Annotated in this window: 26 protein-coding genes; 15 read left to right on the plus strand and 11 right to left on the minus strand. The window is 60.9% G+C overall.

The annotated features are described in order from the left end of the window. Positions 1-72 precede the first annotated feature (72 nt). Together SYN60AY4M2_RS02855 and ffh are read right to left on the minus strand one after the other, a co-directional pair. Positions 73-528 (minus strand): tRNA (cytidine(34)-2'-O)-methyltransferase, encoded by a 456-nt coding sequence (locus tag SYN60AY4M2_RS02855; RefSeq protein WP_011429948.1) that lies wholly within the window; start codon positions 526-528, stop codon positions 73-75. Between the two features lie 9 nt (positions 529-537). Then, positions 538-1,989: a signal recognition particle protein gene (gene ffh / locus SYN60AY4M2_RS02860; RefSeq protein WP_099812235.1), complete on the minus strand. Its 1,452-nt coding sequence runs from the start codon at positions 1,987-1,989 to the stop codon at positions 538-540. A gap of 166 nt (positions 1,990-2,155) precedes the next feature. On the opposite strand from ffh, the gene SYN60AY4M2_RS02865 reads away from it, so the two are divergent. The 5 genes from SYN60AY4M2_RS02865 to SYN60AY4M2_RS02885 all read left to right on the plus strand — a co-directional run bounded on the left by SYN60AY4M2_RS02865 (position 2,156) and on the right by SYN60AY4M2_RS02885 (position 8,509). Continuing rightward, positions 2,156-3,604, plus strand: a complete 1,449-nt coding sequence (locus SYN60AY4M2_RS02865; RefSeq protein WP_011429946.1) for a carotenoid oxygenase family protein — start codon at positions 2,156-2,158, stop codon at positions 3,602-3,604. 530 nt (positions 3,605-4,134) lie between these two features. Then, positions 4,135-4,935, plus strand: coding sequence for a hypothetical protein (locus SYN60AY4M2_RS02870; RefSeq protein ID WP_228375455.1), 801 nt, complete (start codon positions 4,135-4,137; stop codon positions 4,933-4,935). 83 nt (positions 4,936-5,018) lie between these two features. Next, positions 5,019-5,303 (plus strand): hypothetical protein, encoded by a 285-nt coding sequence (locus SYN60AY4M2_RS02875; RefSeq protein WP_011429944.1) that lies wholly within the window; start codon positions 5,019-5,021, stop codon positions 5,301-5,303. Positions 5,304-5,389: 86 nt separating this feature from the next. Next, positions 5,390-7,117: an ABC transporter permease subunit gene (locus SYN60AY4M2_RS02880; protein ID WP_011429943.1), complete on the plus strand. Its 1,728-nt coding sequence runs from the start codon at positions 5,390-5,392 to the stop codon at positions 7,115-7,117. Positions 7,118-7,135: 18 nt separating this feature from the next. Further along, the gene (locus SYN60AY4M2_RS02885; RefSeq protein ID WP_099812237.1) at positions 7,136-8,509 is read left to right on the plus strand and encodes a nitrate/sulfonate/bicarbonate ABC transporter ATP-binding protein; all 1,374 of its coding nucleotides are present in this window, start codon (positions 7,136-7,138) and stop codon (positions 8,507-8,509) included. A gap of 262 nt (positions 8,510-8,771) precedes the next feature. Here the strand turns inward: SYN60AY4M2_RS02885 and ndk are convergent, their stop codons facing one another. The 3 genes from ndk to SYN60AY4M2_RS02900 form a co-directional block, all read right to left on the minus strand. After that, the gene (gene ndk, locus SYN60AY4M2_RS02890) at positions 8,772-9,221 is read right to left on the minus strand and encodes a nucleoside-diphosphate kinase (protein WP_011429941.1); all 450 of its coding nucleotides are present in this window, start codon (positions 9,219-9,221) and stop codon (positions 8,772-8,774) included. Between the two features lie 74 nt (positions 9,222-9,295). Continuing rightward, positions 9,296-9,967, minus strand: a complete 672-nt coding sequence (locus SYN60AY4M2_RS02895) for a HupE/UreJ family protein (RefSeq protein ID WP_099812238.1) — start codon at positions 9,965-9,967, stop codon at positions 9,296-9,298. 49 nt (positions 9,968-10,016) lie between these two features. Beyond that, positions 10,017-10,529 (minus strand): hypothetical protein, encoded by a 513-nt coding sequence (locus SYN60AY4M2_RS02900; RefSeq protein ID WP_099812239.1) that lies wholly within the window; start codon positions 10,527-10,529, stop codon positions 10,017-10,019. Between the two features lie 61 nt (positions 10,530-10,590). Between SYN60AY4M2_RS02900 and SYN60AY4M2_RS02905 the strand changes: the two genes are divergently transcribed. From SYN60AY4M2_RS02905 to SYN60AY4M2_RS02925, 5 genes are all read left to right on the plus strand, one after another. Continuing rightward, entirely contained in the window at positions 10,591-10,944 is a 354-nt protein-coding gene (locus tag SYN60AY4M2_RS02905) for an MGMT family protein (protein WP_099812240.1), read from the plus strand. 107 nt (positions 10,945-11,051) lie between these two features. Continuing rightward, positions 11,052-13,106: a bifunctional metallophosphatase/5'-nucleotidase gene (locus tag SYN60AY4M2_RS02910; protein WP_099812241.1), complete on the plus strand. Its 2,055-nt coding sequence runs from the start codon at positions 11,052-11,054 to the stop codon at positions 13,104-13,106. A gap of 151 nt (positions 13,107-13,257) precedes the next feature. Continuing rightward, positions 13,258-14,448, plus strand: a complete 1,191-nt coding sequence (locus SYN60AY4M2_RS02915; RefSeq protein WP_071813508.1) for an FAD-dependent oxidoreductase — start codon at positions 13,258-13,260, stop codon at positions 14,446-14,448. Continuing rightward, a complete protein-coding gene (thiS, locus tag SYN60AY4M2_RS02920) occupies positions 14,436-14,633 on the plus strand; it encodes a sulfur carrier protein ThiS (RefSeq protein WP_011429935.1) in 198 nt (65 codons plus the stop codon). Before SYN60AY4M2_RS02915 ends, thiS begins: the two co-directional genes overlap by 13 nt. Positions 14,634-14,678: 45 nt before the next feature. Then, positions 14,679-15,506 carry a thiazole synthase gene (locus SYN60AY4M2_RS02925; protein WP_041438213.1) on the plus strand — a complete coding sequence of 276 codons (828 nt, stop codon included), beginning with the start codon at positions 14,679-14,681 and terminating at the stop codon, positions 15,504-15,506. Positions 15,507-15,518: 12 nt separating this feature from the next. Here the strand turns inward: SYN60AY4M2_RS02925 and SYN60AY4M2_RS02930 are convergent, their stop codons facing one another. Beyond that, positions 15,519-16,151 (minus strand): class I SAM-dependent methyltransferase, encoded by a 633-nt coding sequence (locus SYN60AY4M2_RS02930; RefSeq protein WP_011429933.1) that lies wholly within the window; start codon positions 16,149-16,151, stop codon positions 15,519-15,521. A gap of 200 nt (positions 16,152-16,351) precedes the next feature. On the opposite strand from SYN60AY4M2_RS02930, the gene SYN60AY4M2_RS02935 reads away from it, so the two are divergent. The 3 genes from SYN60AY4M2_RS02935 (at position 16,352) to SYN60AY4M2_RS02940 (ending at position 18,574) form a co-directional block, all read left to right on the plus strand. After that, entirely contained in the window at positions 16,352-17,083 is a 732-nt protein-coding gene (locus SYN60AY4M2_RS02935; RefSeq protein ID WP_011429931.1) for a M50 family metallopeptidase, read from the plus strand. A 124-nt stretch (positions 17,084-17,207) separates the two neighbouring features. Continuing rightward, positions 17,208-17,339 (plus strand): hypothetical protein, encoded by a 132-nt coding sequence (locus tag SYN60AY4M2_RS14605; RefSeq protein ID WP_011429930.1) that lies wholly within the window; start codon positions 17,208-17,210, stop codon positions 17,337-17,339. Between the two features lie 101 nt (positions 17,340-17,440). After that, a complete protein-coding gene (locus SYN60AY4M2_RS02940; RefSeq protein ID WP_011429929.1) occupies positions 17,441-18,574 on the plus strand; it encodes a glycosyltransferase family 1 protein in 1,134 nt (377 codons plus the stop codon). 29 nt (positions 18,575-18,603) lie between these two features. Here SYN60AY4M2_RS02940 and SYN60AY4M2_RS02945 read toward each other — a convergent pair whose 3' ends face one another. The 5 genes from SYN60AY4M2_RS02945 to SYN60AY4M2_RS14000 all read right to left on the minus strand — a co-directional run bounded on the left by SYN60AY4M2_RS02945 (position 18,604) and on the right by SYN60AY4M2_RS14000 (position 21,839). Then, positions 18,604-19,590, minus strand: coding sequence for an ABC transporter ATP-binding protein (locus tag SYN60AY4M2_RS02945; protein WP_011429928.1), 987 nt, complete (start codon positions 19,588-19,590; stop codon positions 18,604-18,606). A gap of 103 nt (positions 19,591-19,693) precedes the next feature. Beyond that, positions 19,694-20,650 carry an NAD(P)H-binding protein gene (locus SYN60AY4M2_RS02950; RefSeq protein WP_099812242.1) on the minus strand — a complete coding sequence of 319 codons (957 nt, stop codon included), beginning with the start codon at positions 20,648-20,650 and terminating at the stop codon, positions 19,694-19,696. Between the two features lie 140 nt (positions 20,651-20,790). Beyond that, positions 20,791-21,081 carry a 4a-hydroxytetrahydrobiopterin dehydratase gene (locus SYN60AY4M2_RS02955; protein WP_099812243.1) on the minus strand — a complete coding sequence of 97 codons (291 nt, stop codon included), beginning with the start codon at positions 21,079-21,081 and terminating at the stop codon, positions 20,791-20,793. A 78-nt stretch (positions 21,082-21,159) separates the two neighbouring features. Then, a complete protein-coding gene (locus SYN60AY4M2_RS02960; protein WP_099812244.1) occupies positions 21,160-21,678 on the minus strand; it encodes a GNAT family N-acetyltransferase in 519 nt (172 codons plus the stop codon). A gap of 2 nt (positions 21,679-21,680) precedes the next feature. Next, on the minus strand, positions 21,681-21,839 hold the full coding sequence (locus SYN60AY4M2_RS14000) for a hypothetical protein (protein WP_011434410.1): 159 nt from the start codon (positions 21,837-21,839) through the stop codon (positions 21,681-21,683). A 263-nt stretch (positions 21,840-22,102) separates the two neighbouring features. Here SYN60AY4M2_RS14000 and SYN60AY4M2_RS02965 point away from each other — a divergent pair, with 263 nt between their 5' ends. Continuing rightward, on the plus strand, positions 22,103-22,882 hold the full coding sequence (locus tag SYN60AY4M2_RS02965; protein WP_041437718.1) for a cysteine hydrolase family protein: 780 nt from the start codon (positions 22,103-22,105) through the stop codon (positions 22,880-22,882). 45 nt (positions 22,883-22,927) lie between these two features. Next, positions 22,928-23,392: a cupin domain-containing protein gene (locus tag SYN60AY4M2_RS02970; RefSeq protein WP_011434408.1), complete on the plus strand. Its 465-nt coding sequence runs from the start codon at positions 22,928-22,930 to the stop codon at positions 23,390-23,392. Positions 23,393-23,768 lie beyond the last annotated feature (376 nt).

Genomic DNA, 23,768 nt, shown 5'->3' on the forward strand with positions numbered 1-23,768 from the left:
CTTCCACTGCCACTCCTGTGTAGATACCACCGTTAGTTTGCCGCCCATCGCCTTGTCCGGCCAGCTTTCGCCTCATTGGGTGGAAAATCCCTGTTGACGCAACGCTTCAAAGAGGGCGATCGCCACCGCATTGCTGAGATTGAGGCTGCGCACCGGCCCGCTCAGGGGGATGCGCACACTGGGATAGGTTTCCAAGAACATAGGATCCAGGCCACGGCTTTCGCTGCCGAACACCAGCCAGTCTCCTGGCTGATAGGCCACCTCGGTGTAGAGGGCCTTGCCGCGCACGCTAAAGCACCAGAACCGCGCCTCGGGGTGGGCTTGCACCAGAGCAGACCAAGAGGGATAGCGATGCAGTTGGACGTGCTCCCAGTAGTCCAGCCCCGCCCGCCTGAGGTAGCGATCCGAGAGGCGAAACCCCAAGGGATCCACCAGGTGGAGGGGCGTGCGGGTAGCTGCACAGGTGCGGGCGATGTTCCCCGTGTTGGCCGGGATCTCCGGAGCTACCAAAACAACATGGAAGGGCATGAGCCGCTCTCAATGGCTGCCAAACCCGCGGCTACCGCCTCCCTTTTTGCCCCCACCTTTGCCCGGCTTGCGGCTGGGCTGCTGTCGCGGCGGCGCTGCAGAACGTCCTCGCCACTGGGGGCCGCCCACCGGCAGTGGGCCTCGTCCACCCGGCATCCCTGCAAGGCCGCCCAGGCTCATGCTGCGCATCATGTCGCGCATGCGCTGAAAATCGCTCACCAGCCGGCTGACATCCTCCAGCTTGTGGCCAGAGCCCAGGGCCACCCGCCGCTTGCGGCTGACGCTGCGGGCCAAGAGATCCGGGTTGCGGCGCTCTTCGGGGGTCATGGAGTTGATCATGGCCTCGGCGCGGGCCAGTTGGTCTTGTCCTTTTTGCAATTGTTCCTCGCTGATTTTGCCCATCCCCGGCATCAGCCGCAGCAGCCCCGCCAGGGATCCCATGCGCTTGATCAGGCGCATTTGTTTGAGGAAATCGGTGAAATCGAACTGGGCGGTCATCATCTTTTCCGCCATCCGGGCGGCATCTCCCAGGTCGATTTCCTCCTGGGCTTTTTCCACCAGGCTGAGGATGTCTCCCATGCCCAAAATGCGCGAGGCCATGCGATCCGGGTAAAAGGGATCCAAGGCCTCCACCTTTTCGCCGACGCCGACGAACTTGATGGGCTGGCCGGACACCTGGCGAATGGAGAGGGCGGCTCCACCGCGGGTGTCCCCATCCAGCTTGGTGAGGATGGTGCCGGTAAGACCCAGCCGCTCGTGGAAGGCCTGGGTGAGGTTGGCGGCCTCCTGCCCGATCATGGCGTCCACCACCAGCAGGATCTCGTGGGGCTGCACCGCCGCCTTGATCCGCTCCAGCTCCGCCATCATCTCCAGGTCGATCTGCAAGCGACCGGCGGTATCCAAGATAACGTAGTCGTAGCCCTGTTCCCGCGCGGCTGCCACTCCCTGGCGGGCGATCTCGACGGGATCCGTCTTGCCCAGGTCGAAGACAGGGATCTGAATCTGCTGGCCCAGGGTCTTGAGCTGGTCGATGGCCGCCGGACGATAGATGTCGCCGGCCACCAGGAGCGGCCTTTTGCCCTGCTTGCGCAAATACAAAGCCAGCTTGGCACAGGTGGTGGTTTTGCCGGATCCCTGCAGGCCGACCATGAGCACAATGGTGGGGGGCTGTTCCGCCTGGGCAATGGGCACATTCGCCTCCCCCATTACCTTCACCAGCTCGTCGTGGACGATCTTGATAAACTGCTGGTCTGGCGTCACCCCCAGGATGACCTCAGCTCCCAGAGCGGCCTGCCGCACGTCCTCGATAAACTGCTTCACCACCTGGAGGTTGACGTCGGCGTCCAACAGGGCGCGCCGCACCTCCCGCAGGGCTTCTTGGATGTTGGTTTCGGTGATCTTGTCCTGGCCGCGCAGTTTTCTCCAGGCCAGTTCCAACTTCTCGGAGAGGGCATCAAACATGAGCGCTGTTCATCCTGTCAAGGGCTGCTAGGGCATTTCCTACCATAGTTCAATTGGGGCAGCTCCATCTTGGGGATCCCGGCCCCAGCCGCTACCTGGGCCGAGAAAGGCTGGCTACTTTACGAAAGTTTAAGCAACAATAGAAGGCGTCGCTTGCAGACTGGCCATGGTCAGCGTCGCTTCCCGCTCCTACAGCACCACCGACTGGCAGTTGGGCTATCGCTCTTTACGCCAGGAGTATGACTATTGGGCGACGGAAATCGAGGGGCGGATCCCCGAAAGGCTGCAGGGAACCCTCTTTCGCAACGGGCCTGGCAAGCTGGAGGCGGGATCCCAGCGCTACGGCCATCCCTTCGACGGCGACGGCATGGTGTGTGCCATCACCTTTATTGACGGGCGGGTGCATTTCCGCAACCGGTTTGTGCGCACTCCCGAGTTTGAGGCCGAGGAGAAGGCGGGACGGGTGCTCTACCGCGGCGTATTCGGCACCCAGAAGCCGGGAGGCTGGTGGGCCAATTTCCTCGATCTGCGCTTCAAAAACCCCGCCAACACCAACGTTATCTACCAAGGCGGCAAGCTCCTGGCGCTTTGGGAGGCCAGCGCTCCCTATCGGCTCAACCCCGCCACCTTGGCCACCGAAGGGAGCGAGACCTTTGCCGGTGCCCTTGCCCCCAACCAGCCGTTTACGGCGCATCCCCGCCGGGATCCAGCCACGGGGGATCTCATGGCCTTTGGGGTGCAGACAGGACCTTCCTCCACGCTGCTGTTTTACCGCGTCGACGCCCAAGGAAGGCTGGTGGAAAAGCGGGACTACCGCCTGCCGGGTTTTGCCTTTCTGCACGACTTTGTCTGGACGCCCCGCTACTGGATCTTTTTCCAGAATCCGGTGGCCTTCAACCCCTTGCCCTATATGCTGGGCCTGCAGCCGGCGGGCACCTGCTTGACCCTAAAAAAAGGAGAGCCCACCCGCATTTGGCTATTTCCCCAACAGGGCGAGCCGCTGCAACTGCAAACGGAGCCGGGGTTTGTTTTCCACTTTGTCAACGGCTACGAGGTTGGGGATCAGGTGGTGGTGGATGCCGTTCTCTACGAAGCCTACCCTGCCCTGGAGCCAGGGGCTGACTACTTGCAAATTGACTTTGCCCAGGTGCCAGCCGGCAAGCTGTGGCGCTTTGAGCTGGATCCCAAGGCGGGCAAGGTTAAGCGGGAGCTACTGCTGGATCGCTCGGTGGAGTTTCCGGCTATCCATCCGGCCCGTATGGGGGGATCCCATCGCTACATCTACATTGGGGCTACCCATGCTCCCGGCCCCAACGCCCCCCTGCAGGCCATTCTCAAGTTGGACACGACAACAGGCCGCAGCGAGCAGTACAGCTTTGCCCCCCGCGGCTTTGTGGGAGAGCCGGTATTCATCCCCGATCCTGAGGACGCTGCAGAGGAAGCCGGCTGGATTGTAACAGTGGTCTTTGATGCCGCCAGTCAGCGCTCGCAGGTGGTGATCCTGGATGCCTCAGACCTGGCTGCCGGCCCGGTGGCGCGGATCCCCTTGCGGCATCACATTCCCTACGGCCTCCACGGCAGTTTCACCCCTCAGACATGGGTAGAGGCCAGATAGGGAAGGGATCTTGGCATGGCTGGGTTAGTCCCGGGCCGCCGGGCGCGAGCTGAGGAAAAGGTGCGGCTCTGTAGCTCAACATTCTGCAACCTGGGCCGGAGCAGTTGCTACTATCGGCTAGACTTCAGCTACAGTGTTGACAACCGCTGAACCGCGACTTGTTGGGCGCAGGCCTTGGGCGGGTCTGCTAAGCTGACGGGAGGAAAAGAGGAAGGCTGGTAAAGCTCGGTGGTGTGTTGAGCGGGTCTTGGGTCAAGGGCAGAGGTAAGCCCTGTTTTGGCAACGGCAGATGTCTTGCACTGCCTCCCAGCGTCGTCGCCCACCGCTGGGCATTCTGGTAAACATCCTGGATTGACTGCAGCGGAACCGTTACGATGTCCTCAGATCTGAGACCTCCCCTTCGAATTGTACGGCCCCCCAGGCCCACCTCAACCAGCGAGCCCAGGGGATCAGCTCAAGATGTCGGGTCAGCTGCTGGTGGGGGCCAGCCTGTTGTCGCCGCCGCCGCTACGCTAGAGCAGAAGAAAGCGATGGGGAGAGAGCGACCTTGCCTGGAGCCCATCCCGCCGCCCGGGGAGAAGATGCAGTACCGGGCGATTGGCCTCATCGAGGGGCGTTACATTCCCTCGCCCAACCACTTCACTCGCGGGATTTTGCGCACCTCGGATGGTTTAGATCTCAATGCGGTACTGCTAGGCCGGGTGATGAGCCTGGTGCGCAAGTACCTGAAGCCGGAACGCAACTATTTGTGGGTGGTCTATCCCCGCACCCGCGACAAGAGCCAGGATCTGCACGTGCAGTTGATGGGGGTGTGGGCCCCAGAAGAAATGGGGCAAACTCTGCCAGAGGGATCCCGTCCGACGGTGGTGCCGGACTGGTTTTCCATTCGCGGCGAGGTCGTTTTCCAATCGCAGGAAAAAGGGTTCATTATCGTCAAAATCCGTCAATCCGGCAAAAAGAACTCCGCCGGCTCTTCCCCTCAGCGGGCCCAGACGGCCAAGGGCGCCGCATCGCCTGCGGCAACAGCTCCCAAGCCTCAGGCTTTTAAACTGCGCCTGATCGGATCCTTGCCGGGCAAAGGAGTGGGCATCTTCTGGGATCTGCAGGTGCGCCGCCGCGGATCCCTGCTCTACGTGGAGGCAGGAACTCCCATCGGTCCTGTGCTCAAGGCGCCGCCACGCCCGAAGCGTTCCACTCCCCGCCCCAAACTCAAGAAACACTCTCCCCCCTCCACTCGCGGGCAACAGCTAAGCTCAGCTCAACCTTATTCGCCCTCGGATCCTGCCAAAGCACCCAAGCCAGCTAAGCCGATCAAGAAAAAACGTCTGTAGCCTCCATTCCTGGATACGAAGTTGTCTCTACTGCACTTCTGATATTGACCTCGTTGTAATAAACCTTTCACCGTGGTTGCGACATGGCAGAGTCAAACCCCCCTCCCAACAAAGATGAATTTATTTCCCCTCGCTATCCCTACTGGGGTGAGATAAAGCCGCAGAACTTAATTTTCGATGCCAATCTCCAAGAATTTAGCAATAAGGTGTCGCTGATTTGTAGCTTAGAAACGGGGGGCAAGATCACGCCGGAAGAGGCCTATCGCCAAATTAAAGAGCTGTGGAAACAGCTCAAACAGACCAAAAAAGCCATCCTTGACGATCCCAGGTGGAATGAACCTCCTCCCGAGTTACCGGAGGAAGAGTAGCGGGCCGGATCCTCCAGTTCGAAGCGCTCCTAGCTTAACCGCAAACAGTGTACACTGGGGGCGGATGCCAGGCCCATTCAGGGGACATGCGGACTTTTCCTTCTCCGGAGGTGCTCCGTCGGCTGCCGGCTGGGGCTGCCGATGGGGCCATCATTTTGGGTACGTTGGTTCTCCTGGGCTTGGTGGCGCAGGTGGGGGCAGGGACTTTTGAGCGGTTTCAGCCGCCGGCGGTGGTACCTCATATCGACTTGGATCCGCGCAACCTGCCCTACTACGCCGCCCGCTCCACCTTGCGCATGTTCATCGCCCTCGCCTTTTCCACCCTTTTTACCCTGATCTACGGGTATATCGCCGCCAAAAGCCGCTGGGCGGAGCGAATTTTGATCCCTTTGCTGGACATCCTGCAATCGGTGCCGGTGTTGGGGTTTCTCTCCATCACCGTTACCGGCTTTATCGCGCTTTTTCCCGGCAGCCTGCTGGGGCTGGAGGCAGCTTCTATCTTCGCCATCTTCACCAGCCAGGTCTGGAACATGACTTTTTCTTTTTACCAATCCTTGCGCACCCTGCCGCAGGAGCTGGTGGAAGCGGTCACCCTCTACCGCCTATCCGGCTGGCAGCGCTTCGTCCAGTTGGAAGTGCCTGCGGCGATGGTGGGCCTCATCTGGAACGCCATGATGAGTTTTGGCGGGGGGTGGTTCTTTGTGGCCGCCAGCGAGGCCATCAGCGTGCTCAACCAGGAATATACGCTGCCGGGGTTGGGATCCTATGTGGAAGCTGCCGTCCAGGCGGAAGATCTGCCCAAGTTGGGTTGGGCGCTTTTGACCATGGCGGTGGTGATTCTGCTGGTGGATCAGCTCTTTTGGCGGCCTCTGGTGGCCTGGTCGGATAAGTTTCGCCTGGAGCAGAGCGCCGGCGCGGCTGCCCCGGAGTCGTGGCTGTACGATCTGCTAACCACGGCGCGGATCCCACGGCTGATTGGCAATTGGCTAGCTCCCTCCAGAGAATTGGCGGATCGGCTGTTGTCCCATTTAACTCGCCTGCGCTGGGGGGATCCACCCAATCCAGAGGCGGAGCGACGCCGCGAGCGGCTGTTGACTCAGCTCTCTTGGGCTGCCATTGCCGGGATCGGGATTTGGATTGTTTATTTTGTAACCACCACCGTGGGCTTTGGGGAGGTGCTGCTGACCTTTGGGCTGGGGATCCTCACCCTGCTGCGGGTCAGCGTGCTGTTGGTTTTCGCCACCGTGATCTGGACGCCGATTGGGGTGGCCATCGGCTTTAATCCAGGCCTGGCGAAGCTGCTGCAGCCGGTGGTGCAATTTCTGGCAGCTTTTCCGGCCAATTTCCTCTTTCCGTTTGCCACCTTGTTTTTTATCCGCACCCAGATCAGCATTGAGTGGGGCAGCATTTTGCTCATGTCGCTCGGTGCGCAGTGGTACATTCTTTTCAATTCCATTGCCGGCGCCCAGAGCATCCCCACCGATTTGCGCGAAATGGCCGTGGATGTGGGCTTGCGGGGATGGCAGCGCTGGCAAAAGCTGATTATTCCGGGGATCTTTTCCGCCTGGGTTACCGGGGGGATCACGGCCAGCGGCGGGGCTTGGAACGCTAGCATTGTCTCGGAGATCGTGGCCTGGGGATCCACCACTCTTAAGGCTACAGGATTGGGCACCTATATTGCGGAAGCAACGGCGGTGGGAGATTGGCCCCGCATCACTTTGGGCATTGGCATGATGAGCTTGTTTGTGGTGGGCATCAATCGCCTTTTCTGGCGGCGGTTGTATCAATTGGCGGAAGAAAAATATCACCTTTAATCTTTGAGGCCATCTGATATGAGCTCTGCGGCTTCTCCGGTTCTGATCGAGGTTGAGAAGGTCTACAAGCGCTTTCCTTTGCCGGAGGGCAAGGGCGAGTTTACAGTTTTAAGCCAGATCGATTTGCAAGTGCGGGCGGGGGAAGTTTTGGCTTTGTTGGGCCGCAGCGGCAGCGGCAAAAGCACCCTGCTGCGCATCATGGCGGGCCTGATCCCGCCTAGCGAAGGGCGGGTGTTGAGCAATGGCCGACCCCTGCGGGGCCCCAACCCGGATGTGGCCATGGTGTTTCAGAGTTTTGCTCTCTTGCCCTGGCTGACGGTGCAAGAAAATGTGGAGCTGGGGCTGCAGGCTCAAGGGATCCCGCGCCAGATCCGGCGGCAAAGGGCCCTCAAGGCCATCGACCTGGTGGGCCTGGATGGGTTTGAGAACGCCTACCCCAAGGAACTCTCGGGGGGCATGAAGCAGCGGGTGGGCTTTGCCCGCGCCTTTGTCTTGGAACCCAAGGTGCTGTTTATGGATGAGCCCTTCAGCGCCCTGGACGTGCTGACGGCGGAGAACCTGCGGGGGGAGATCGACGAGCTGTGGAACACCCAGGCTTTCCCTTCCCAGAGCATTCTCATCGTTACCCACAACATCGAAGAGGCCGTGTTTTTGGCGGATCGGGTGGTGATCCTGGGATCCAACCCGGGGCGGATCCGGGGAGAGGTGAAAATCGACCTGCCGCGGCCCCACGAACGTACGGATCCCCGCTTCAAGTCCTTGGTGGACTACATCTACGAGATCATGACCAATCCGGAGATCCCGGTCACCGGCGAGGTGGCTGTCCCCAGCCGGGTGGGCAGCAGGGCACCCTCTCCCTACGCGCTGCCCCTGCCTCATGCGCGGGTGGGCGGCATCAGCGGTTTGCTGGAGCTGATTGTGGAATGGCCCCAGGGACGGGTGGAGATTGCCGAGCTGGCCGAGCGGCTGCAACTGGCAGTGGACGATCTGCTGCCGATTTTGGATGCGGCGGTGCTGTTGGGCTTTGCCGAGGTAACCGGCAGGGTGGTACAACTGACCGAGATCGGCCAGGACTTTGCCAACACCACCATCTTGCGCAGCAAGGATCTCTTCCGACAGCAGCTTTTGGCACGGGTGCCGGTCTTCAAGAGCATCCTGCAGACTCTGGAAGAAAAAAACAGCCGCTCCATGCGGGCGGACTTCTTCTTGGATCTCTGGGACGAACATTTTCCCCACGAGGAAGCTGAACGGCAGTTTGCTACAGCCGTTGACTGGGGCCGCTACGCGGAGCTCTTTGAGTACGATGCTTCGGAAGAGCGGCTGTATCTCCCGGATCCCAGCGAAAGCTCCGCCGCTTCTGAGCCCGTCGGCCTCGATTCCCGTTCTGGCTAGGGCCGGCTTGGCTCTGCCTTTTCCAGAGCTGTGTTGTAGGGCAGAGGTACGATGCCTGTCTCAGAAAGCCCAAAGATTTATAGCCGTTTCAAACAAAATACATAAGACACCACCCAAGCACCCCGCGCCGCTACCTTCACCCCCAGCTCCTCCCCCTGTGGGAGAGGGGAGCCCCGGAGCGCTGCACAGTTTTCATCTCTAGCTTCTGTTCGAAGGGAGAAGAGAGCTAGGGATCGACGCGACGAACCATTTTGCTGCCGCCCTACTCATAAATCCAGCTTTGGGTGGCGGGCGTCCAATTTACCAGCTCAGATTCCTGAAACCAAAGGGCGATCTCCCGTTGGGCGGTCTCAGGGCCATCGGAGCCGTGGACGAGGTTGCGGCCTATGTCGATGCCGAAATCGCCGCGGATGGTGCCCGGCTCGGCGTCCAAAGGGTTGGTCTTGCCGATGAGCTTGCGGGCGGCGGCAATCACCCCTTTGCCCTGCCAGACCATGGCCACCACCGGCCCCGAGGTGATGAACTTCACCAATCCGGGGAAGAAGGGGCGCTCCCTGTGCTCGGCATAGTGGGCTTCCGCCAGCTCTTGGCTCACCTGCACCAGTTTCAGGCCCACCAACTGGTAGCCTCGGCTTTCCAGGCGCTGGATGATGCTGCCCACCAGCCCCCGCTGCACGCCGTCTGGCTTAATGGCGATAAAGGTGCGCTCCATGGGATCTCCCCTTGTTGTTACTAATCTTCACCGTTATCCTTGTACCGGATTGGGGATCCCCAGTGCAAGGGTGTCTAGGATCCCACCACGGCCAAGGCCAGGAAGCCACTCCCCACCACCGCGATGGCCCAGCCGGCCCAGCGCAGCAAGCCCGGGATCCGCGACCCCCAGGTTTCAGCCGCCCAGAGGGCAAAAAGTGCCACTCCGTACTGAACCAAGCTCAAGCCCAGCAAATAGCCCAGCCAAGGCATGGGTTCGGCGCCGATGATCGCCTCGGCATAGGCATAGCCATGGAATAGCCCCGCCAGGGATCCCCACAGGAGCAAAAGCCAACTTGGGATCTGCCGCGATTGGGCCAGCAGCAGGCCAAAGAGCACCACCGAGCTGGCGATGACCAACTCCGTCAGCCCCAGGGGATCCCAGCCGGCCAGGTGGATCCCGGTGCCCAGCAGGCTGGCCAGCACAAAGCCCAGCGGGATCCCGTAGCGCCAGGGCTGCCCCGCCGCCACAAGACCGATGGCCACGACGAAGGCCAGGTGATCCAAGCCAATGACAGGGTGAGCCAGCCCGGAGAGAAATCCCTCCCAGGCTGTTGCCGGCAGTCTCCCCCCCAGGGCGTGGTGGGCAAAAGCTGGCGAAAAAAACCCCGTAACTGCCAGTGCACCCCCAGCAGCGGCAAAGCTGGGGATCCCTTCCTTCCGCCACCGCCTAAGCGGCGATGGGACTTGCTGCCACAGCCAAGACATGCTTTTGGACCTCCCTGAGTTCTCTCAATAGCTGCCCAGATCTCCCAGTCTAGGGGCGCTCTCTGTACCCCTGCAGGTTCTCCGGCTCAAACTGGCGCAAAATCCGCGTGGCCTCGCGGAGGCGGGTTTCATTCTCTTCCTCCACAATGAGTACGTACTTACCCGCATCGAGGCGGTTGCGGTAGGCCAAGGCATCGCCGGAGCCACTGGTCAGGCCCACCCCGCCCCCCACAAAAAAGCTGCCCATGGCCCCGCCCAGCGCACCCAACAGGCCGCCGATCAGGTGGTTGCCTATAGGTCCCGCCCAGGCAAAGGTATCCAAACCACTCAAAACGCTGAACCCCACCCCGGCCAAAAAGCCAAAGGGCACCAACCAAATGGCCAGGCGCCGCATCTGACGGCGGGCGGCTCGGGCCGGATCGATCAGCCCAAACTCGTCGGCGGTTTTGTAGCCCCGCCCCAGCAGATGCAATCGCTCCAGGGAAAAGCCGGCTTGTTCCAGGGCGCTGTAGGCCGCCTCAGCGGCTATGCGATCCGGCAGTACCGCGATTAAATAGCTCATGGACCCGGGGATCCAATCCGTTCCACATCTTATTGTCTGCCAAGTTTGAGCGAGGATCCCTGTGACCCAGTCTGGCTCCACTAGCGCTCCATCTACTAGCCTCTACCAGCGCTTTTACGAAGTGGTGCGGCGGATCCCGCCGGGCCGAGTGGCCACCTATGGGCAGGTGGCGCGGGTTGCCGGTTACCCCGGCTATGCTCGCCAGGTGGGCTATGCTTTGTTTCGCCTGCAAGGCCAAAACACCGACATCCCTTGGCACCGGGTGATCAACGCCCAAGGGCGCATCTCCTACTCCCCTTTTCGCCTCGGCTACGACGAGCTGCAAAAAGTTCTACTCCAAGCCGAAGGGATCCCCTTCGACGCCGAGGGCCGGGTGGACTTGCAGCAATTTGGCTGGGATCCGCGGCAAACTTAACCTGGGCTTGACCCAATCTTAAACAGGCCATAGCGAAATCCCCCTCCCAGCCCTGGTAACGTAAACGCGGATGCGTCTTGTCTTGTGGATGGAGTGAAGGAATTGTCATGAAACCAGCTTGTCGCGCTCGAGGGTCTGCCCCTGCCAAGAGATGGCTTCCGGCTTGGCTGAACCCTCTGGCCAAGTCCCTGTGGGTTGGGCTGTGCTGCCTGGTGCTGAGCCTGGCCAGCGCCTGCGGTACCAGCAGCAGCTCAGTTCCCCCGTCCGGCGGCGGGGCAGGGTTTATCGCCTCGGATCCCAACGTCACCCTCTCCACTCAGCCGCCCGCTTTTACGCTGCAGATTTTGCACGCCAGCGACTTGGAAGCTTCCATTGCCGCCGTTCAGGATGCCCCCCGCTTCTCCGCCGTGGTCAACGCGCTGCGGCCCGCATTTCCCAACACGGTGGTGCTCTCCAGCGGCGACAACTACATCCCCAGCCCCTTCTACAACGCCAGCACGGATCCCTCGCTGCGGGGCCGGTATGACCGCACTCCTGGCAAAGCCGACATTGAAATCATCAACGCCATCGGCTTCGAGGCGGCTGCCTTTGGCAACCATGAATTTGACCAAGGCACACGCCAAATTCGCGACTTGATCCGACCCGACACCAGCCGCGGCTACGCGGGCGCCCGCTTTCCCTACTTGAGCGCCAACCTCAGCTTCAGCGGCACTGGCGAATTGACCAGCTCTGACTTTGCTGCCGATGGCCAAGAGGCCAGCTCCATCCGCGGCAAGATCGTCAAGACGGCGGTGATTACGGTGGGAGGGCAGCGGATCGGCCTGGTGGGTGCCACCACTACGCGCCTGGCCGCCATCTCTAGCCCTGGCCCTGAGGTGAGGGTGGAAGGCAAAGTGGACGACACCGACCAGGTGAATGCCGCCCTCATCCAGAACTTCGTCAACCAGCTCACCGGCCAGGGCATTAACAAGATCATCCTCCTGGCCCACCTGCAGCAGCTCCAAAACGAGGTAACCCTAGCCAGCCAACTGCGGGATGTGGACATCATCATCGCCGGCGGCTCCCACCGGGTGATCGCCAAGCCCACCGACCGCCTGCGCCCTGAAGATGTGCGCACAGGTGACTACCCCATCCTGCGCTCCTCGGCCAGCGGCCAACCCGTGGCAGTGGTGAACACCGGCGCCAACTACCGCTACGTGGGCCGCTTGGTGGTCGGTTTCGACGCCAACGGGGTGATTGCCCGCATCGATCCGGTGAGCGGCGCCTATGCCACCGACGACCAAGGGGTAGCAGCCGTGCGCGGCACCCCCAACCCCGACGTGGTGCGGATCGCCAACGAGATCGGCAACATCATCCGCACCAAGGATGGCCGCACCTTTGGCTCTACCACCCAATTCCTCAACGGCCTGCGGGCCGAGGTGCGCACCGAGGAAACCAACCTGGGCAACCTCACGGCGGATGCCAATTTGGCCTATGCCAGAACGGTTGACCCCACCACGGTCATCTCCCTCAAAAACGGCGGCGGCATTCGCGCTCCCATTGGGGCTACCACCGGCGGTGGCGGCGGCGAGCCGGTGCGGCGGATCCCTCCGCTGGCCAACCCCGATGCCGGCAAGCAGGCGGGCCAAGTTTCGCAACTGGATATCGAAACTTCCCTTGCCTTTAACAACGGCCTGTCGCTGGTGACGGTTACCGCTGAGGAGCTGAAGCAACTGATGGAACATGGGGTGGCGCAAAGCCAGCCGGGGGCCACGCCGGGCCGTTTCCCGCAGATCGGCGGCTTTGCCTTCAGCTTTGATCCCTCGCGGCCACCGGGATCCCGCGTGGTCTCCTTGCGGGTGGACACGCCCACCGGCCGGGATGTGGTGGTGCGCAACGGCCAGTTGCAAGGGGATCCCCGCCGTACCTTCCGCCTGGTGACGTTGGGCTTTTTGGCCGACGGCGGGGATGACTATCCCTTTCCGCGCCTGTCTAACCCCAACCGGGTGAACTTGGCTCCCAGCTCCGGCAACAGCTTCGATACCCCCGGCAGCGAGCAGGATGCCCTGGCCCGCTACTTGCGGCAGATCGGCGTGTTTACCCAAGCCGACACTCCGGCTGCCCAAGATACCCGCATCCAGAACCTGTCGGTGCGCCAAGATACGGTGCTGCAGGGCTTGTAGGCTGGGCTACTCTCAACCGGTGGATGAAGCCAACCGCCCCTCTCCTCTCTGGGGAGAGGGGATGGTTTTAATGAGGAGCCATTCAGCATTCTCGACCCAATAGAATATGCCACCATAGTGCTGCGGGTAGCGCTAGACACGCCAACGCCCCATGAGCCTGTCAAACCCATCTTCTCTGGCCGCCCCCCCGCTCGCTTCTTGGAGAGTGCAGCCGGATCCCGTCCTCATCCTTGGAGCCGGTCTAATGGGGCGCCTGTTGGCTGCGACCCTGGTCGAGGTCGGGCATTCTGTGCGCATTGTGGAGGCAGCTTCTCCCACTGCCCCTGAGAGCAGCGCGGCCCATCTGGCTGCTGCTATGCTGGCTCCTCTGGCGGAGTCTGCCGTCGCCGAGGCCAGCGTAGTAGCGCAGGGGTACTATGCCCTCTCCCGCTGGCCCGCCCTTCTGGCCAGCCTGCCAGAGCCGGTTTTCTTTCAGCAGGAGGGCACTGTGATCCTTTGGCACCGCCAAGATGCCGGGGAAGCCAAGCGTTTCTCGGCCCTACTGGCTGCTGTAGGGGAACGCCTTCCCCATCTCCCCAAGCCTCAGCAACTAGATGCCCAGGCGCTGGCCGAGCTGGAGCCCTCGCTGGCCGGGCGATTTGGGCAGGGCCTGTATCTTCCCCAGGAGGGCCAACTGGACAACCGCCAACTGCTGGCTGCTTTGCTGGCCAAATTGCGCCAGCACGGGGTGGAGGTGGAGTGGGGCCGCCCCTGGGATCTGGAGCAGGCGCGAGCTTGGCAGGAGCAAACCGGCGGGTGGGTTTTGGACTGCCGCGGCCTGGGATCCCGAAAAGAATGGGGCGGACAGGCACCGCTGCGGGGAGTTAGGGGCGAAGTGGTACGTCTGTATGCCCCGGAAGTATCTTTGCGGCGCCCGACCCGGCTGTTGCACCCCCGCTACCCGATCTACATCGCTCCCAAGCCGGGGCACTTGTTTGTGGTGGGAGCTACCGAAATCGAATCTGAAGATCGCTCGCCGGTGAGTGTCCGCTCGGCTCTGGAGCTGCTCAGCGCCGCCTACGCCGTGCATCCTGCCTTTGCCGAAGCGCGTATCCTGGAGTTAGGCAGCCAATGTCGCCCCACCTTGGCAGATCATCTCCCCGCAGTGGTGGAGCGCTCCCCGCGGCTGTTGCAGATCAACGGCCTCTACCGCCATGGTTTCCTCATCTCCCCCGCCATTCACGATGCCGTTTTGGAGTACCTCCACCACGGCAGTTGCCGCTTGGCGCAGCAGCTTGGGATCCCCTTTCAGGTGCAGGCTGCCCCTCTTGCCGGTGAATCCCTATCGCCATGCGTGTCTTGATCAACCAAAAGCCTTACGATCTGCCGGAGGGCACCACGTTGGCCGAGGCGATAGCCCAGGTGGGGGCCAGCGGCCCTTTTGCGGTGGCGGTTAACTTGGAGTTTGTGCCACGCGACCGCTACGAGCAAACCCGTTTGCAAGAAGGCGACCGGGTGGAGATCGTCGTGCCGGTTGCCGGCGGCTAGTGCCCGATTGCCTCCCCTCAAATCCCGCATTGTTGCCCCTCAGCGATGTCCACTCTTCTTCCTGTCTCCCCTTCAACTCGGGCCGATGAGGATCCCTTGGTGCTCTACGGCCAAGCGCTGCCCAGCCGCCTGCTGCTGGGGACAGCCCGCTATCCTTCGCCGGCTATTTTGGAGCAGGCGGTGGCGCGGGCCCAGCCCTGTTTGTTGACCGTTTCCCTGCGGCGCCAGGGGGCGCTGGGGCCGGAAGCTTCCCAGGGGTTCTGGGCCTTGCTGCAGAAGCTAGGGATCCCGGTTCTGCCCAACACCGCCGGCTGCCACAGCGTGCAGGAGGTAGTCACGACGGCGGAGATGGCGCGGGAGGTGTTCGGCACCGACTGGATCAAGCTAGAGCTGATTGGCGATGACTACACCTTGCAACCGGATCCGGTGCAACTGCCCGCTGCCGCCGCCGAGCTGGTTCGGCGGGGGTTTAAGGTCTTGCCCTACAGCACCGACGACCTGGTGCTGTGCCAGCGGCTCTTGGATGCCGGCTGTGAGGTGGTCATGCCCTGGGCCGCCCCCATCGGCACTGGCAAAGGCCCCCTCAACCCCTACAACTTGCGCCTGCTGCGGGAGCGGATCGAGGCGCCGCTAATTGTGGATGCTGGACTGGGCCTGCCCTCCCACGCCTGCCAGGTGATGGAGTGGGGCTTCGATGGGGTGCTGTTGAATACAGCGGTGGCCCTGGCCCGGGATCCGGTGGCGATGGCCGAGGCCTTTGCGGAAGCGGTGCGCTCAGGCCGCCGGGCCTACTTGGCCGGCGCGATGACGCCTCAAGAAGCAGCTCAGCCCAGCACGCCAGTTCTCGGCACCCCCTTCTGGCACCAGGGTTAACTGCCCTATAACTCAAGCAACAGGCTTTTGCGCCTGGACGACCTGCAGGGCTCCTCCAGCGTGCAGGGTCTGCCGGACGGCTTGCCAGCCCTGCTGCTGCAGGTACTGGGGCAAGTCCAGCTTGAGGAAGTGCCAAGCAGTCTCGGTCTCAAACAGGGCTAGAAACAAAACCAGTCCAGGCCAAAGTAGGGGCTGCCGGGGCGCGTGCAAATCGAGAATTAAAAGCCCTCCCCCCGGTTTGAGCACCCGCCACCCTTCGCGCAGCACCTGTTCCAGATCGGGGAGGGGCAGCTCGTGCAGGGCCAGGCTGGTGTGTACCCAATCAAAGCTGTCGGTGGGGAAGGGCAGATCCTGGGCAAAGGCTTCCACAAATTCGACGTGGGGGAGGCGCTGGCGGGCTGCCGCCAGGGCCTTGGGGGAAGCATCCAGCCCAACGACGTTTTGGCTCAGCTCGGCCAAGATCGGGGTTACCTCAGCGGGGCCACAGCAGAGATCCAACACCCGCTCCTGGGGATGAATCTGGATCCCTTGTAGGGGCAATCGCCGCAATCGCTCGCGGCCCCCCACCGCCAGGGCCGCCGCGCGGCTGATGCTGCGGTAAAGCCAGGGAAAGCGGTAGCTCCAGTCGCGCAGGAAGGTGGCCATAAGCAGGGATCCCTGGGGGGCTTCTTCAACCTACCTGTGAGACGGCTCCCCTGTCTCCTTGCTGCCCCTCACCCCAACCTCTCTCTCGGAGGGAGAGGGGAGTTGGCCTGGCTATTTTTGCCTGAGGTGGAACTTTCTTCTGCTGGCAATCGTCTAGACCAGCAGGTCATCTTGGGCCTTTTCCCCACCCACCTGCTGGTATGACTCAGTTTGAGCTGCCTCCTTCCCCTTCCGCAAGGCCTGGCCGGCACAGCGTGGTTTGGCTGGTGGCTGCTGCCGGGCTGACGGTCTTGCTCTGGCAGTTTCCCTGGGGCAATTACCTCCTCTACCCCTTTACCCTGTTAGCCACCTGGTTTCACGAGATGGGCCATGGCCTGATGGCGCTGCTGTTGGGGGGAGAGTTTCATCGTCTCGAGATCTATCCCGACGGCTCGGGGCTGGCCATCCACAGTGGCCAGCTATTTTTGGGGCGGGTGGGGCGGGCCTTGGTAGCCGCTGCCGGGCCGATGGGGCCGCCGCTAGCCGGGGCCCTGTTCATCCTCACCTCCCGCCGCCGCGGCACAGCTCGGCTGGGGCTGGTGTTTTTGGGATCCCTGTTGTTGCTCTCGACGCTGCTCTGGGTGCGCTCTCCCTTTGGCCTGTTGTTCCTCCCGGCCATGGGTTTGGGCATCCTGGCAGTAGCTCGCTGGGCTTCTCCTTGGCTGCGGGGCTTTGCCTTGCAGTTTTTGGGGGTGCAAGCCTGTGTGAGCACCTACCACCAACTCGACTACCTGTTTGTGGAGTCTGCGGTGATTAACGGGCGGCTGGTCCTCTCGGATTCCAGCCAGATTGCCCAAAACCTGTTTTTGCCCTACTGGTTTTGGGGAGGGGTGATGGCGGTGTTCTCTTTGGTCTTGCTGATCACCAGCTTGCAACTGGCCTTTCGCGACTAGGGGGCAAAACCGCAATTTTGGAAGTGATTCCTGTCACCTAAAAATCCGTCGCCCATCACTGCCCAGCCGCAAAAACCGCCGCTACAGTAGGGGGCATGAGGAGTGAGGAGTGTGGGAGCGGATTATGTGGCGAGATGTTATCGGACTGGCCCTGGCGGCCACGCTGTTGTTGATTAGCAAAACGGCGGCTGATACCCTCGGCCAGAACCAAGAGCCAACTCATTCTGTTCCGCTGCAAGACAAGCTGCTGGAATAAAGTTGTGCCGCTGCTGTCCCAAGCCGTTATCTCGTTGCCGTTTTGTGCAACACTCATCCTCAGAGAATCTTTAGAGTCTTTTCATTAGGCTTGGGATCCCAATGCGCATAGCCCTGTTTACGGAGACGTTTCTGCCCAAGGTGGATGGCATCGTCACGCGGCTTTGCCACACAGTGCGCCATCTAACGGCTCGCGGCAACTCGGTGCTTATCGTCGCGCCTCAGGGAGCCCCCAGGCGGTTTGCGCGGGCACGGGTCTACGGGATCCCGGGCTTCCCCTTGCCTTTGTACCCGGAGTTGAAGCTGGCTGCCCCTGGCCCGGCCATCGGCAAGCTGCTCAACCGTTTTCGACCGGATGTGATCCACGTGGTCAACCCGGCAGTTTTGGGGTTGGGGGGCCTCTACTACAGCCAGACGATGGGGATCCCGCTGGTGGCCTCCTACCACACCCATTTGCCAAAGTACCTCAAGCACTACGGGCTGGGTTTCCTAGAGGGGGTGTTGTGGAGCCTCCTCAAGCTGGGACACAATTTGGCGCGGCTCAACCTCTGCACCTCGACGGCCATGATGCAGGAGTTGAGCGCCCACGGCATCGAGCGGGTACACCTGTGGCAGCGGGGGGTGGATACGGAGCTGTTTCACCCGCAGGCTGCTAGCCCAGAGATGCGGGCCCGCCTCACGGCAGGGCAGCCGGAGCGACCCCTGTTGCTCTACGTGGGGCGGCTCTCAGCAGAAAAAGAGGTGGGGCGGATCCGGGTGTTGCTGGAGCAGATCCCGCAAGCGCGGCTGGCCATTGTGGGCGACGGGCCGGAGCGGGGATCCCTGGAGCAACATTTTGCCGGCTACGATGTGGTGTTTACGGGCTACTTGCAGGGGCAAGACCTGGCAGCGGCCTTTGCTTCCGCGGATCTGTTCGTGTTCCCCTCCCGTACCGAGACGCTGGGGCTGGTCTTGTTGGAGGCCATGGCTGCCGGCTGTCCGGTGATCGCCCCCCGCTGCGGCGGCATTACCGATGTGGTGGACAGCGGCCGCAACGGCTTTCTCTTCGAGCCGGACTCCGACAGCGACTTTGTTCGGGCCACGCGGCAGCTGTTGGACAGCGCCGGGCAGCGGCAGCTCTTCCGGCAGCAGGCCCGCCAAGAGGCTGAGCGCTGGAGTTGGTCGGCAGCCACGCAGCAGTTGGAGGAGTACTACCGCGCCGTCATCGCCGAGTCGGGATCCAGGCTGCGGAAATGACGTTCCAGGACACCTAGGGTGGAGTCCACTTAGGCAGAGACGGGCCGATCCCCTTCAATAGCCCGCACCTGGTCGACGAAGAATTCTTCCAAAGATTGCCGCTGCAGATGCAAATCGGTCACCACCGCCCCCGCCTGGCTTAGAAGCGTTAGCAGCTCCGGCAGGGATCCGCCCCATTCCCCCGACCAGTGGGATCCCTGGATGGAGAAGTGCTCGAGGCGGTCGCGGAACTGGTCGATGGCGCCGCCGTGCCCTTGCACGTGGTAGCTTTTGCTTTGGCCCAGCAGCTCGTCCAACGTCCCCTGCTGCACCAATTTGCCGCCGACCATGAGGCCGACGCGGTTGCAGATCACCTCCACATCTCCCAAGATGTGGCTGTTGAAGAACACCGTTTTGCCCTGTTGCTTGAGGGACAAGATGATCTCGCGCATCTGGTAGCGGCCCATGGGATCCAGCCCCGACATCGGCTCGTCTAGGAACACCAGCTCCGGGTCGTTGATCAGGGCTTGGGCCATGCCGGTGCGCTGCAGCATGCCCTTGGAGTAGGTGCGCAGTTGCTTTTTGCGGGCCGTATCGATAGAAAGCCCCACCAGCTCCAGCAGTTGCGGGATCCGCTCCTTGAGGAGGCTATCGGACAGGCGAAAGACCTTGCCGGCAAAATAGAGAAACTCCCATGCCGTCAGGTAATCGTAAAAATAGGGGTTCTCCGGCAGATATCCCACCCGCTGCTTAATGGAGCGATCCCCCAGAGGCTTGCCCAGGAGCGTGCCCCTGCCGCTGGTGGGCTCCACAATCCCTAGCAGGCATTTGATCGTGGTGGTTTTGCCGGCCCCATTCGGCCCCAACAGCCCAAAAGTTTCGCCGCGGGCTACCGTTAGAGAAAAATCCTTCAGGGGGCTGACCACCTTGTTTAGCCAAAAGCCGGTGCGATAGGTTTTGGTCAGGCCGGAGATGGCAATGGCCGGTTCGGGATGGAGGTCAGTCGCTTCAGGGGAGGGGGCAACCGTCTCGCTCATAGAGAGAAAGCCGGGGCTGAGAAAAGAACCAGGGCGAACCCTGGGGGATGCTGGGCCGCTATCCAGTTTACCCTGTCCCAGCTACTGGTTTGGTTGCAGTTTCCTAGAAGGGCCTCTTGACCTTGGGTTGTTTAACCTTCAGCTCGCGAATCCGTTTCAACATCTTTTGGAAATACTCAGCCAGGTAGTCTTCAAGGGAGGTCAGGGAAGCCAGTTCAATGCCCAAGGCTTCGCACACAGGCGTCATGTCGGCATACATCGGCTCTTTGGCGGCAATTACCTCCACAAACGCCAGCCGGTCGGCAATGTTCCAGCTCCACTGAAAAAACTGGGCCACCCTGCGCGCTCCCCGCAAGACCCCCAGTGGTATGGTTCGAACCTTGGCCTTTTTGCCGGAAAGCTGCTCACAGAGAGCGATGACCTCTTGGGAAGTCCAGGCCTTGGGTCCCACCAAGGGAAAGACCTGCTGCTTGGCGGCTTCGACGCTGAGGGCTCGCACGGCAAATCGAGCTGCATCTAGGGTGTCGAGGTAGGCCGTGGGGATGCTCTCGCTGGCTACCCAAACAATTTGCTCTTCCAAAATCGGGATGGCGTACTGGCCGATCAATCCCTGCATAAAGCCCGCCGGACGAAAGATGGTGTAGGGCATCTGGGATCCGATCAAGTATTTCTCGATGTGGTGCTTGAAATTCATCAGGGGCACATTAGGGTACTCGTGCTGAGCACCCATGATGGAGAAAAAGATAAAATGCCCCACTTGGGCAGCCCGTGCCGCATTGATCAGAGCAACTTTGCCATCCCAATCCACCTGGCGGGCGCTGAGGGTGTCGGTTACTCGCACCGTGGCACAGTCGATCACCGCCTCGATGCCTTCCATCGCCGCTCGGAGCGTGCTGGGCTGCAGTAGGTTCCCCACCTTGAGGTGAGCCCCCCACTCGCTCAAGAAAGCAGCCTTGGCTGGGTTCCGCACCAGACAGGTAACCTGATGCCCCTCTTCGATGGCCCGCCGCACCACCTGACGGCCCAGCGTTCCCGTTGCCCCCACAACCAGCACGTTCATAAAATTATCATTTCTTAACCTTAGGCTTAGTCTATCAGACCAGCGCAACTCCCGACACAACCTTAGAGGCAGCAACAAACCAATGGGGATCCTCTGCCAAGCCGGCTTTGAGGGATCCCCAAAGTTGGGTACTGAAGCGTCTAGCTGGCCAGCTCGTTCATGCGTTGCGCCAGGGTAAAGTCCAGTTCTGTAATGCCCCCGGCATCGTGGGTGGTAAGATGCACCCGCACGCGGTTGTAGACATTGGTCCATTCGGGATGGTGCCCCATGCTCTCGGCCACCAAGGCCACACTGCTCATCCAGCCAAAGGCTTCGACAAAGGAGCGAAACTGAAATTGACGATGCAGCTTCCCATCCTGCAAAGACCAGCCCGGCAGATTTTCCAGCTTGGCTTGGACCTCAGCTTCACTGAGTTTGACAGGTCTGGACATGGGCTTTCCCTCCGGTCGATGCCATCGTTTTCATCACGCTTTCATCAAAGGAGCAACTGAGAGCGGATCCCAGCTTATTTACAAAACTTCATAACCTTTTGGTTCTGCCACGCCAGCAGCGCCGAGGGGTTTGTACAGCCAGTAGCCTTGCACGGAGAAATGGGCCCGCTTGTAGAAATTGAGGGCAGCCTGGTTATGGCGATAAACCTGCAGGGTGATGGCCGCCAGCTGCTGCTGGGATCCCCAGCGTTCCACCTGTTGCATCAAAGCTCTGCCCAGGCCCTGCCGACGATGGGCGGGATCCACCCAGAGCAAAAAGACGTAGGCCACCCGCCGATGGGTGGCTTGATCTGTGGAGATGCCGGCCCAAACACAGCCCACCGGCTCTGCAGTTTCTTCTTTCAAGATCCACCAGCAGGGGGTGCGGGGGGGGTCGAAGAGGCGATCCAGCGTCTCTTCTAGGTGATCCCAGTTGCTTTGTTCTGGAAAAGATTCCTGCAACGTGGCCTGCAATCCTCGTCGCACCCAGGGCCGATCCCAGGCTGAACCGATGCGCCAACGATAACCCACAGGCAGAGGGATCCCTTGTTCAGCCATCCTCAGGCATTTGCAGAAAGGGCCACAGGCGTCGCTTCTTCTAGAGGGGCAGGCTGGGCCATATCCTCCGGCAGAAACGAGCGAATGCTCACCACCACCAGGGTAAACAGAAACACCAGCAGGATGAGGGCAGGAAAGATATATTGCCGCAGGATGCTCATAATTTCTACATAACCTTGGTCTCTACAGCATAGCGTGCAGAGGGGAATCCCTAGGCAGCTTTTCGGAAATCTCCTCGGTTTTTCTTCTCCTGGTCTCCATCTTAATCCCTATCAACTGACCCTGGGGGATCCCATGCGTCAATAAGGTGAGAAAGTGTAGCCTACGATTCCAAAGTGAGGTTGGCTGTGCATTAAGGTCGAGCGTAGTTGTGGGTCATCCGCCCCACCTGATCCCACTGCTGCGCGACGCGAGCGGAGAATCCATGAGCACTCCCAATCGCCCCTTGAAGACCCTTGGGATCCCTCCCAATGCCTGGGCCGTGAATGCCGAAATGGCCGACCTCACCCGTCCGCCCTTGGATCCCCGGCCCATCCTGCTACCCACCTCCAGCAAAACCCTGCGCTTGGATCTGGCCAAGGCGGCGTTGTTGGTGATCGACATGCAAAACGACTTTTGTCATCCCGACGGTTGGCTGGCCAGCATTGGCGTCGATGTTACACCTGCACGGGCTCCCATCGGCCCTCTAAAAGCCCTGCTGCCCCGCCTGCGACAAGCTCAAGTGCCGATTGTGTGGGTGAACTGGGGCAATCGCCCTGACTTGCTCAACATCAGCGCCGGCTTGCGACATGTGTACAACCCCACCGGAGAGGGAGTAGGGCTGGGGGATCCCTTGCCTAAGAACGGGTCTTTGGTCCTCACGCGGGGCAGTTGGGGCGCTGCTGTGGTGGAGGAACTGGAGGTCAAGCCCGAGGATATCTGGGTGGATAAGTTCCGCATGAGCGGCTTTTGGGATACCCCTCTCGATAGCATTCTCAGAAACCTGGGGCGCACCACCCTCTTTTTTGCCGGTGTGAACATCGACCAGTGCGTCATGACCACGCTGCAAGATGCCAATTTCCTCGGCTACGACTGCATTTTGCTGGAAGACTGCGCCGCCACCACCTCTCCTGAATACTGTTTGCTAGCTACCCTCTACAACGTCAAGCAGTGCTTTGGCTTTGTCGCCTCCTCCTCAGATTTGCTCGCGGCTCTCCCCTGTTAGCACTTGCCCACTATTCACCCCTCATCTCTTGAGCGGAGGATCCGGATGCAAACGCTTTCCCGCTGTGTGATCCCAATTGTTAAAACCCCTGCCGATTATCAGGCTTTTCGCATCAGCCCCCACGATACCAATCGCCTGGCCATCGTGTTCGATCCTTCTCATGCTCAGATTTCTCTAACCTTTTGTGTGGAGATCTTCGATGAGGGAGGCAAAACCCCTCCAAATCGCCATCAAATGGCTGTGGAAATGTTTTTTGTTCTCAAGGGGGAAGGCCTGGCCATTTGCGATGGAAAAGCGGCCCCCATCAAAACCGGGGATAGCATTCTGGTACCGCCGACCGGTGTACATGAAATCCACAATACCGGCCCAGGCCGCCTCTACGCCCTCTGCTTCATGGTGCCCAACGAAGATTTTGCCGAGCTCATCCGCTCCGGCACTCCTGCGGACTTGGATGAGGAGGATTTGCAGGTGCTGTCGGGGGGCTGGAGAAGGGCATTTGCTGAGGCTTAGGCCTCAATGGCTCTGGGAGCTGTAGAGGTTGGAAGTCAGGGGTACTGATACATTCACGCTGAACTCTCCTGAACATGGTTCAGGAAAGAAGCGATCGCATCCTGCCTATCTCTGAGCAGGAAGGCGGTATCCCGCAAAGCCCTGAGGAATACCCCCCGAGCGCTTTCCCCCTTCACTTCCCGGCAACCGTTGCGGTGGACTCAAGGATCAGGGGGAAACTTGGTCTACTATATCCCTCTCAATGACTTTTGCCAAACCGCCTAAAGCTCAGTAAATTCAGCAAAGTTCAGGGTTTTGGGGGTTAGAGGCATGCTCCGACAAATCTTTTCCCAGGGTCTCTGTTTCCATAAATCCATAAAAGCCATAAAAGAGGGGT

It is taken from the genome of Synechococcus sp. 60AY4M2, assembly GCF_002760375.1.
Classification (GTDB): Bacteria; Cyanobacteriota; Cyanobacteriia; order Thermostichales; family Thermostichaceae; genus Thermostichus.

Excerpts from the sequence above, each read along its gene's own strand:
- SYN60AY4M2_RS02855 (WP_011429948.1), bottom strand. The coding sequence starts at position 528 with ATGCCCTTCCATGTTGTTTTGGTAGCTCCGGAGATCCCGGCCAACACG.
- ffh (WP_099812235.1), bottom strand. The coding sequence starts at position 1,989 with ATGTTTGATGCCCTCTCCGAGAAGTTGGAACTGGCCTGGAGAAAACTG.
- SYN60AY4M2_RS02865 (WP_011429946.1), top strand. The coding sequence starts at position 2,156 with ATGGTCAGCGTCGCTTCCCGCTCCTACAGCACCACCGACTGGCAGTTG.
- SYN60AY4M2_RS02870 (WP_228375455.1), top strand. The coding sequence starts at position 4,135 with ATGGGGAGAGAGCGACCTTGCCTGGAGCCCATCCCGCCGCCCGGGGAG.
- SYN60AY4M2_RS02875 (WP_011429944.1), top strand. The coding sequence starts at position 5,019 with ATGGCAGAGTCAAACCCCCCTCCCAACAAAGATGAATTTATTTCCCCT.
- SYN60AY4M2_RS02880 (WP_011429943.1), top strand. The coding sequence starts at position 5,390 with ATGCGGACTTTTCCTTCTCCGGAGGTGCTCCGTCGGCTGCCGGCTGGG.
- SYN60AY4M2_RS02885 (WP_099812237.1), top strand. The coding sequence starts at position 7,136 with ATGAGCTCTGCGGCTTCTCCGGTTCTGATCGAGGTTGAGAAGGTCTAC.
- ndk (WP_011429941.1), bottom strand. The coding sequence starts at position 9,221 with ATGGAGCGCACCTTTATCGCCATTAAGCCAGACGGCGTGCAGCGGGGG.
- SYN60AY4M2_RS02895 (WP_099812238.1), bottom strand. The coding sequence starts at position 9,967 with ATGTCTTGGCTGTGGCAGCAAGTCCCATCGCCGCTTAGGCGGTGGCGG.
- SYN60AY4M2_RS02900 (WP_099812239.1), bottom strand. The coding sequence starts at position 10,529 with ATGAGCTATTTAATCGCGGTACTGCCGGATCGCATAGCCGCTGAGGCG.
- SYN60AY4M2_RS02910 (WP_099812241.1), top strand. The coding sequence starts at position 11,052 with ATGAAACCAGCTTGTCGCGCTCGAGGGTCTGCCCCTGCCAAGAGATGG.
- SYN60AY4M2_RS02915 (WP_071813508.1), top strand. The coding sequence starts at position 13,258 with ATGAGCCTGTCAAACCCATCTTCTCTGGCCGCCCCCCCGCTCGCTTCT.
- thiS (WP_011429935.1), top strand. The coding sequence starts at position 14,436 with ATGCGTGTCTTGATCAACCAAAAGCCTTACGATCTGCCGGAGGGCACC.
- SYN60AY4M2_RS02925 (WP_041438213.1), top strand. The coding sequence starts at position 14,679 with ATGTCCACTCTTCTTCCTGTCTCCCCTTCAACTCGGGCCGATGAGGAT.
- SYN60AY4M2_RS02930 (WP_011429933.1), bottom strand. The coding sequence starts at position 16,151 with ATGGCCACCTTCCTGCGCGACTGGAGCTACCGCTTTCCCTGGCTTTAC.
- SYN60AY4M2_RS02935 (WP_011429931.1), top strand. The coding sequence starts at position 16,352 with ATGACTCAGTTTGAGCTGCCTCCTTCCCCTTCCGCAAGGCCTGGCCGG.
- SYN60AY4M2_RS14605 (WP_011429930.1), top strand. The coding sequence starts at position 17,208 with ATGTGGCGAGATGTTATCGGACTGGCCCTGGCGGCCACGCTGTTGTTG.
- SYN60AY4M2_RS02940 (WP_011429929.1), top strand. The coding sequence starts at position 17,441 with ATGCGCATAGCCCTGTTTACGGAGACGTTTCTGCCCAAGGTGGATGGC.
- SYN60AY4M2_RS02945 (WP_011429928.1), bottom strand. The coding sequence starts at position 19,590 with ATGAGCGAGACGGTTGCCCCCTCCCCTGAAGCGACTGACCTCCATCCC.
- SYN60AY4M2_RS02950 (WP_099812242.1), bottom strand. The coding sequence starts at position 20,650 with ATGAACGTGCTGGTTGTGGGGGCAACGGGAACGCTGGGCCGTCAGGTG.
- SYN60AY4M2_RS02955 (WP_099812243.1), bottom strand. The coding sequence starts at position 21,081 with ATGTCCAGACCTGTCAAACTCAGTGAAGCTGAGGTCCAAGCCAAGCTG.
- SYN60AY4M2_RS02960 (WP_099812244.1), bottom strand. The coding sequence starts at position 21,678 with ATGGCTGAACAAGGGATCCCTCTGCCTGTGGGTTATCGTTGGCGCATC.
- SYN60AY4M2_RS14000 (WP_011434410.1), bottom strand. The coding sequence starts at position 21,839 with ATGAGCATCCTGCGGCAATATATCTTTCCTGCCCTCATCCTGCTGGTG.
- SYN60AY4M2_RS02965 (WP_041437718.1), top strand. The coding sequence starts at position 22,103 with ATGAGCACTCCCAATCGCCCCTTGAAGACCCTTGGGATCCCTCCCAAT.
- SYN60AY4M2_RS02970 (WP_011434408.1), top strand. The coding sequence starts at position 22,928 with ATGCAAACGCTTTCCCGCTGTGTGATCCCAATTGTTAAAACCCCTGCC.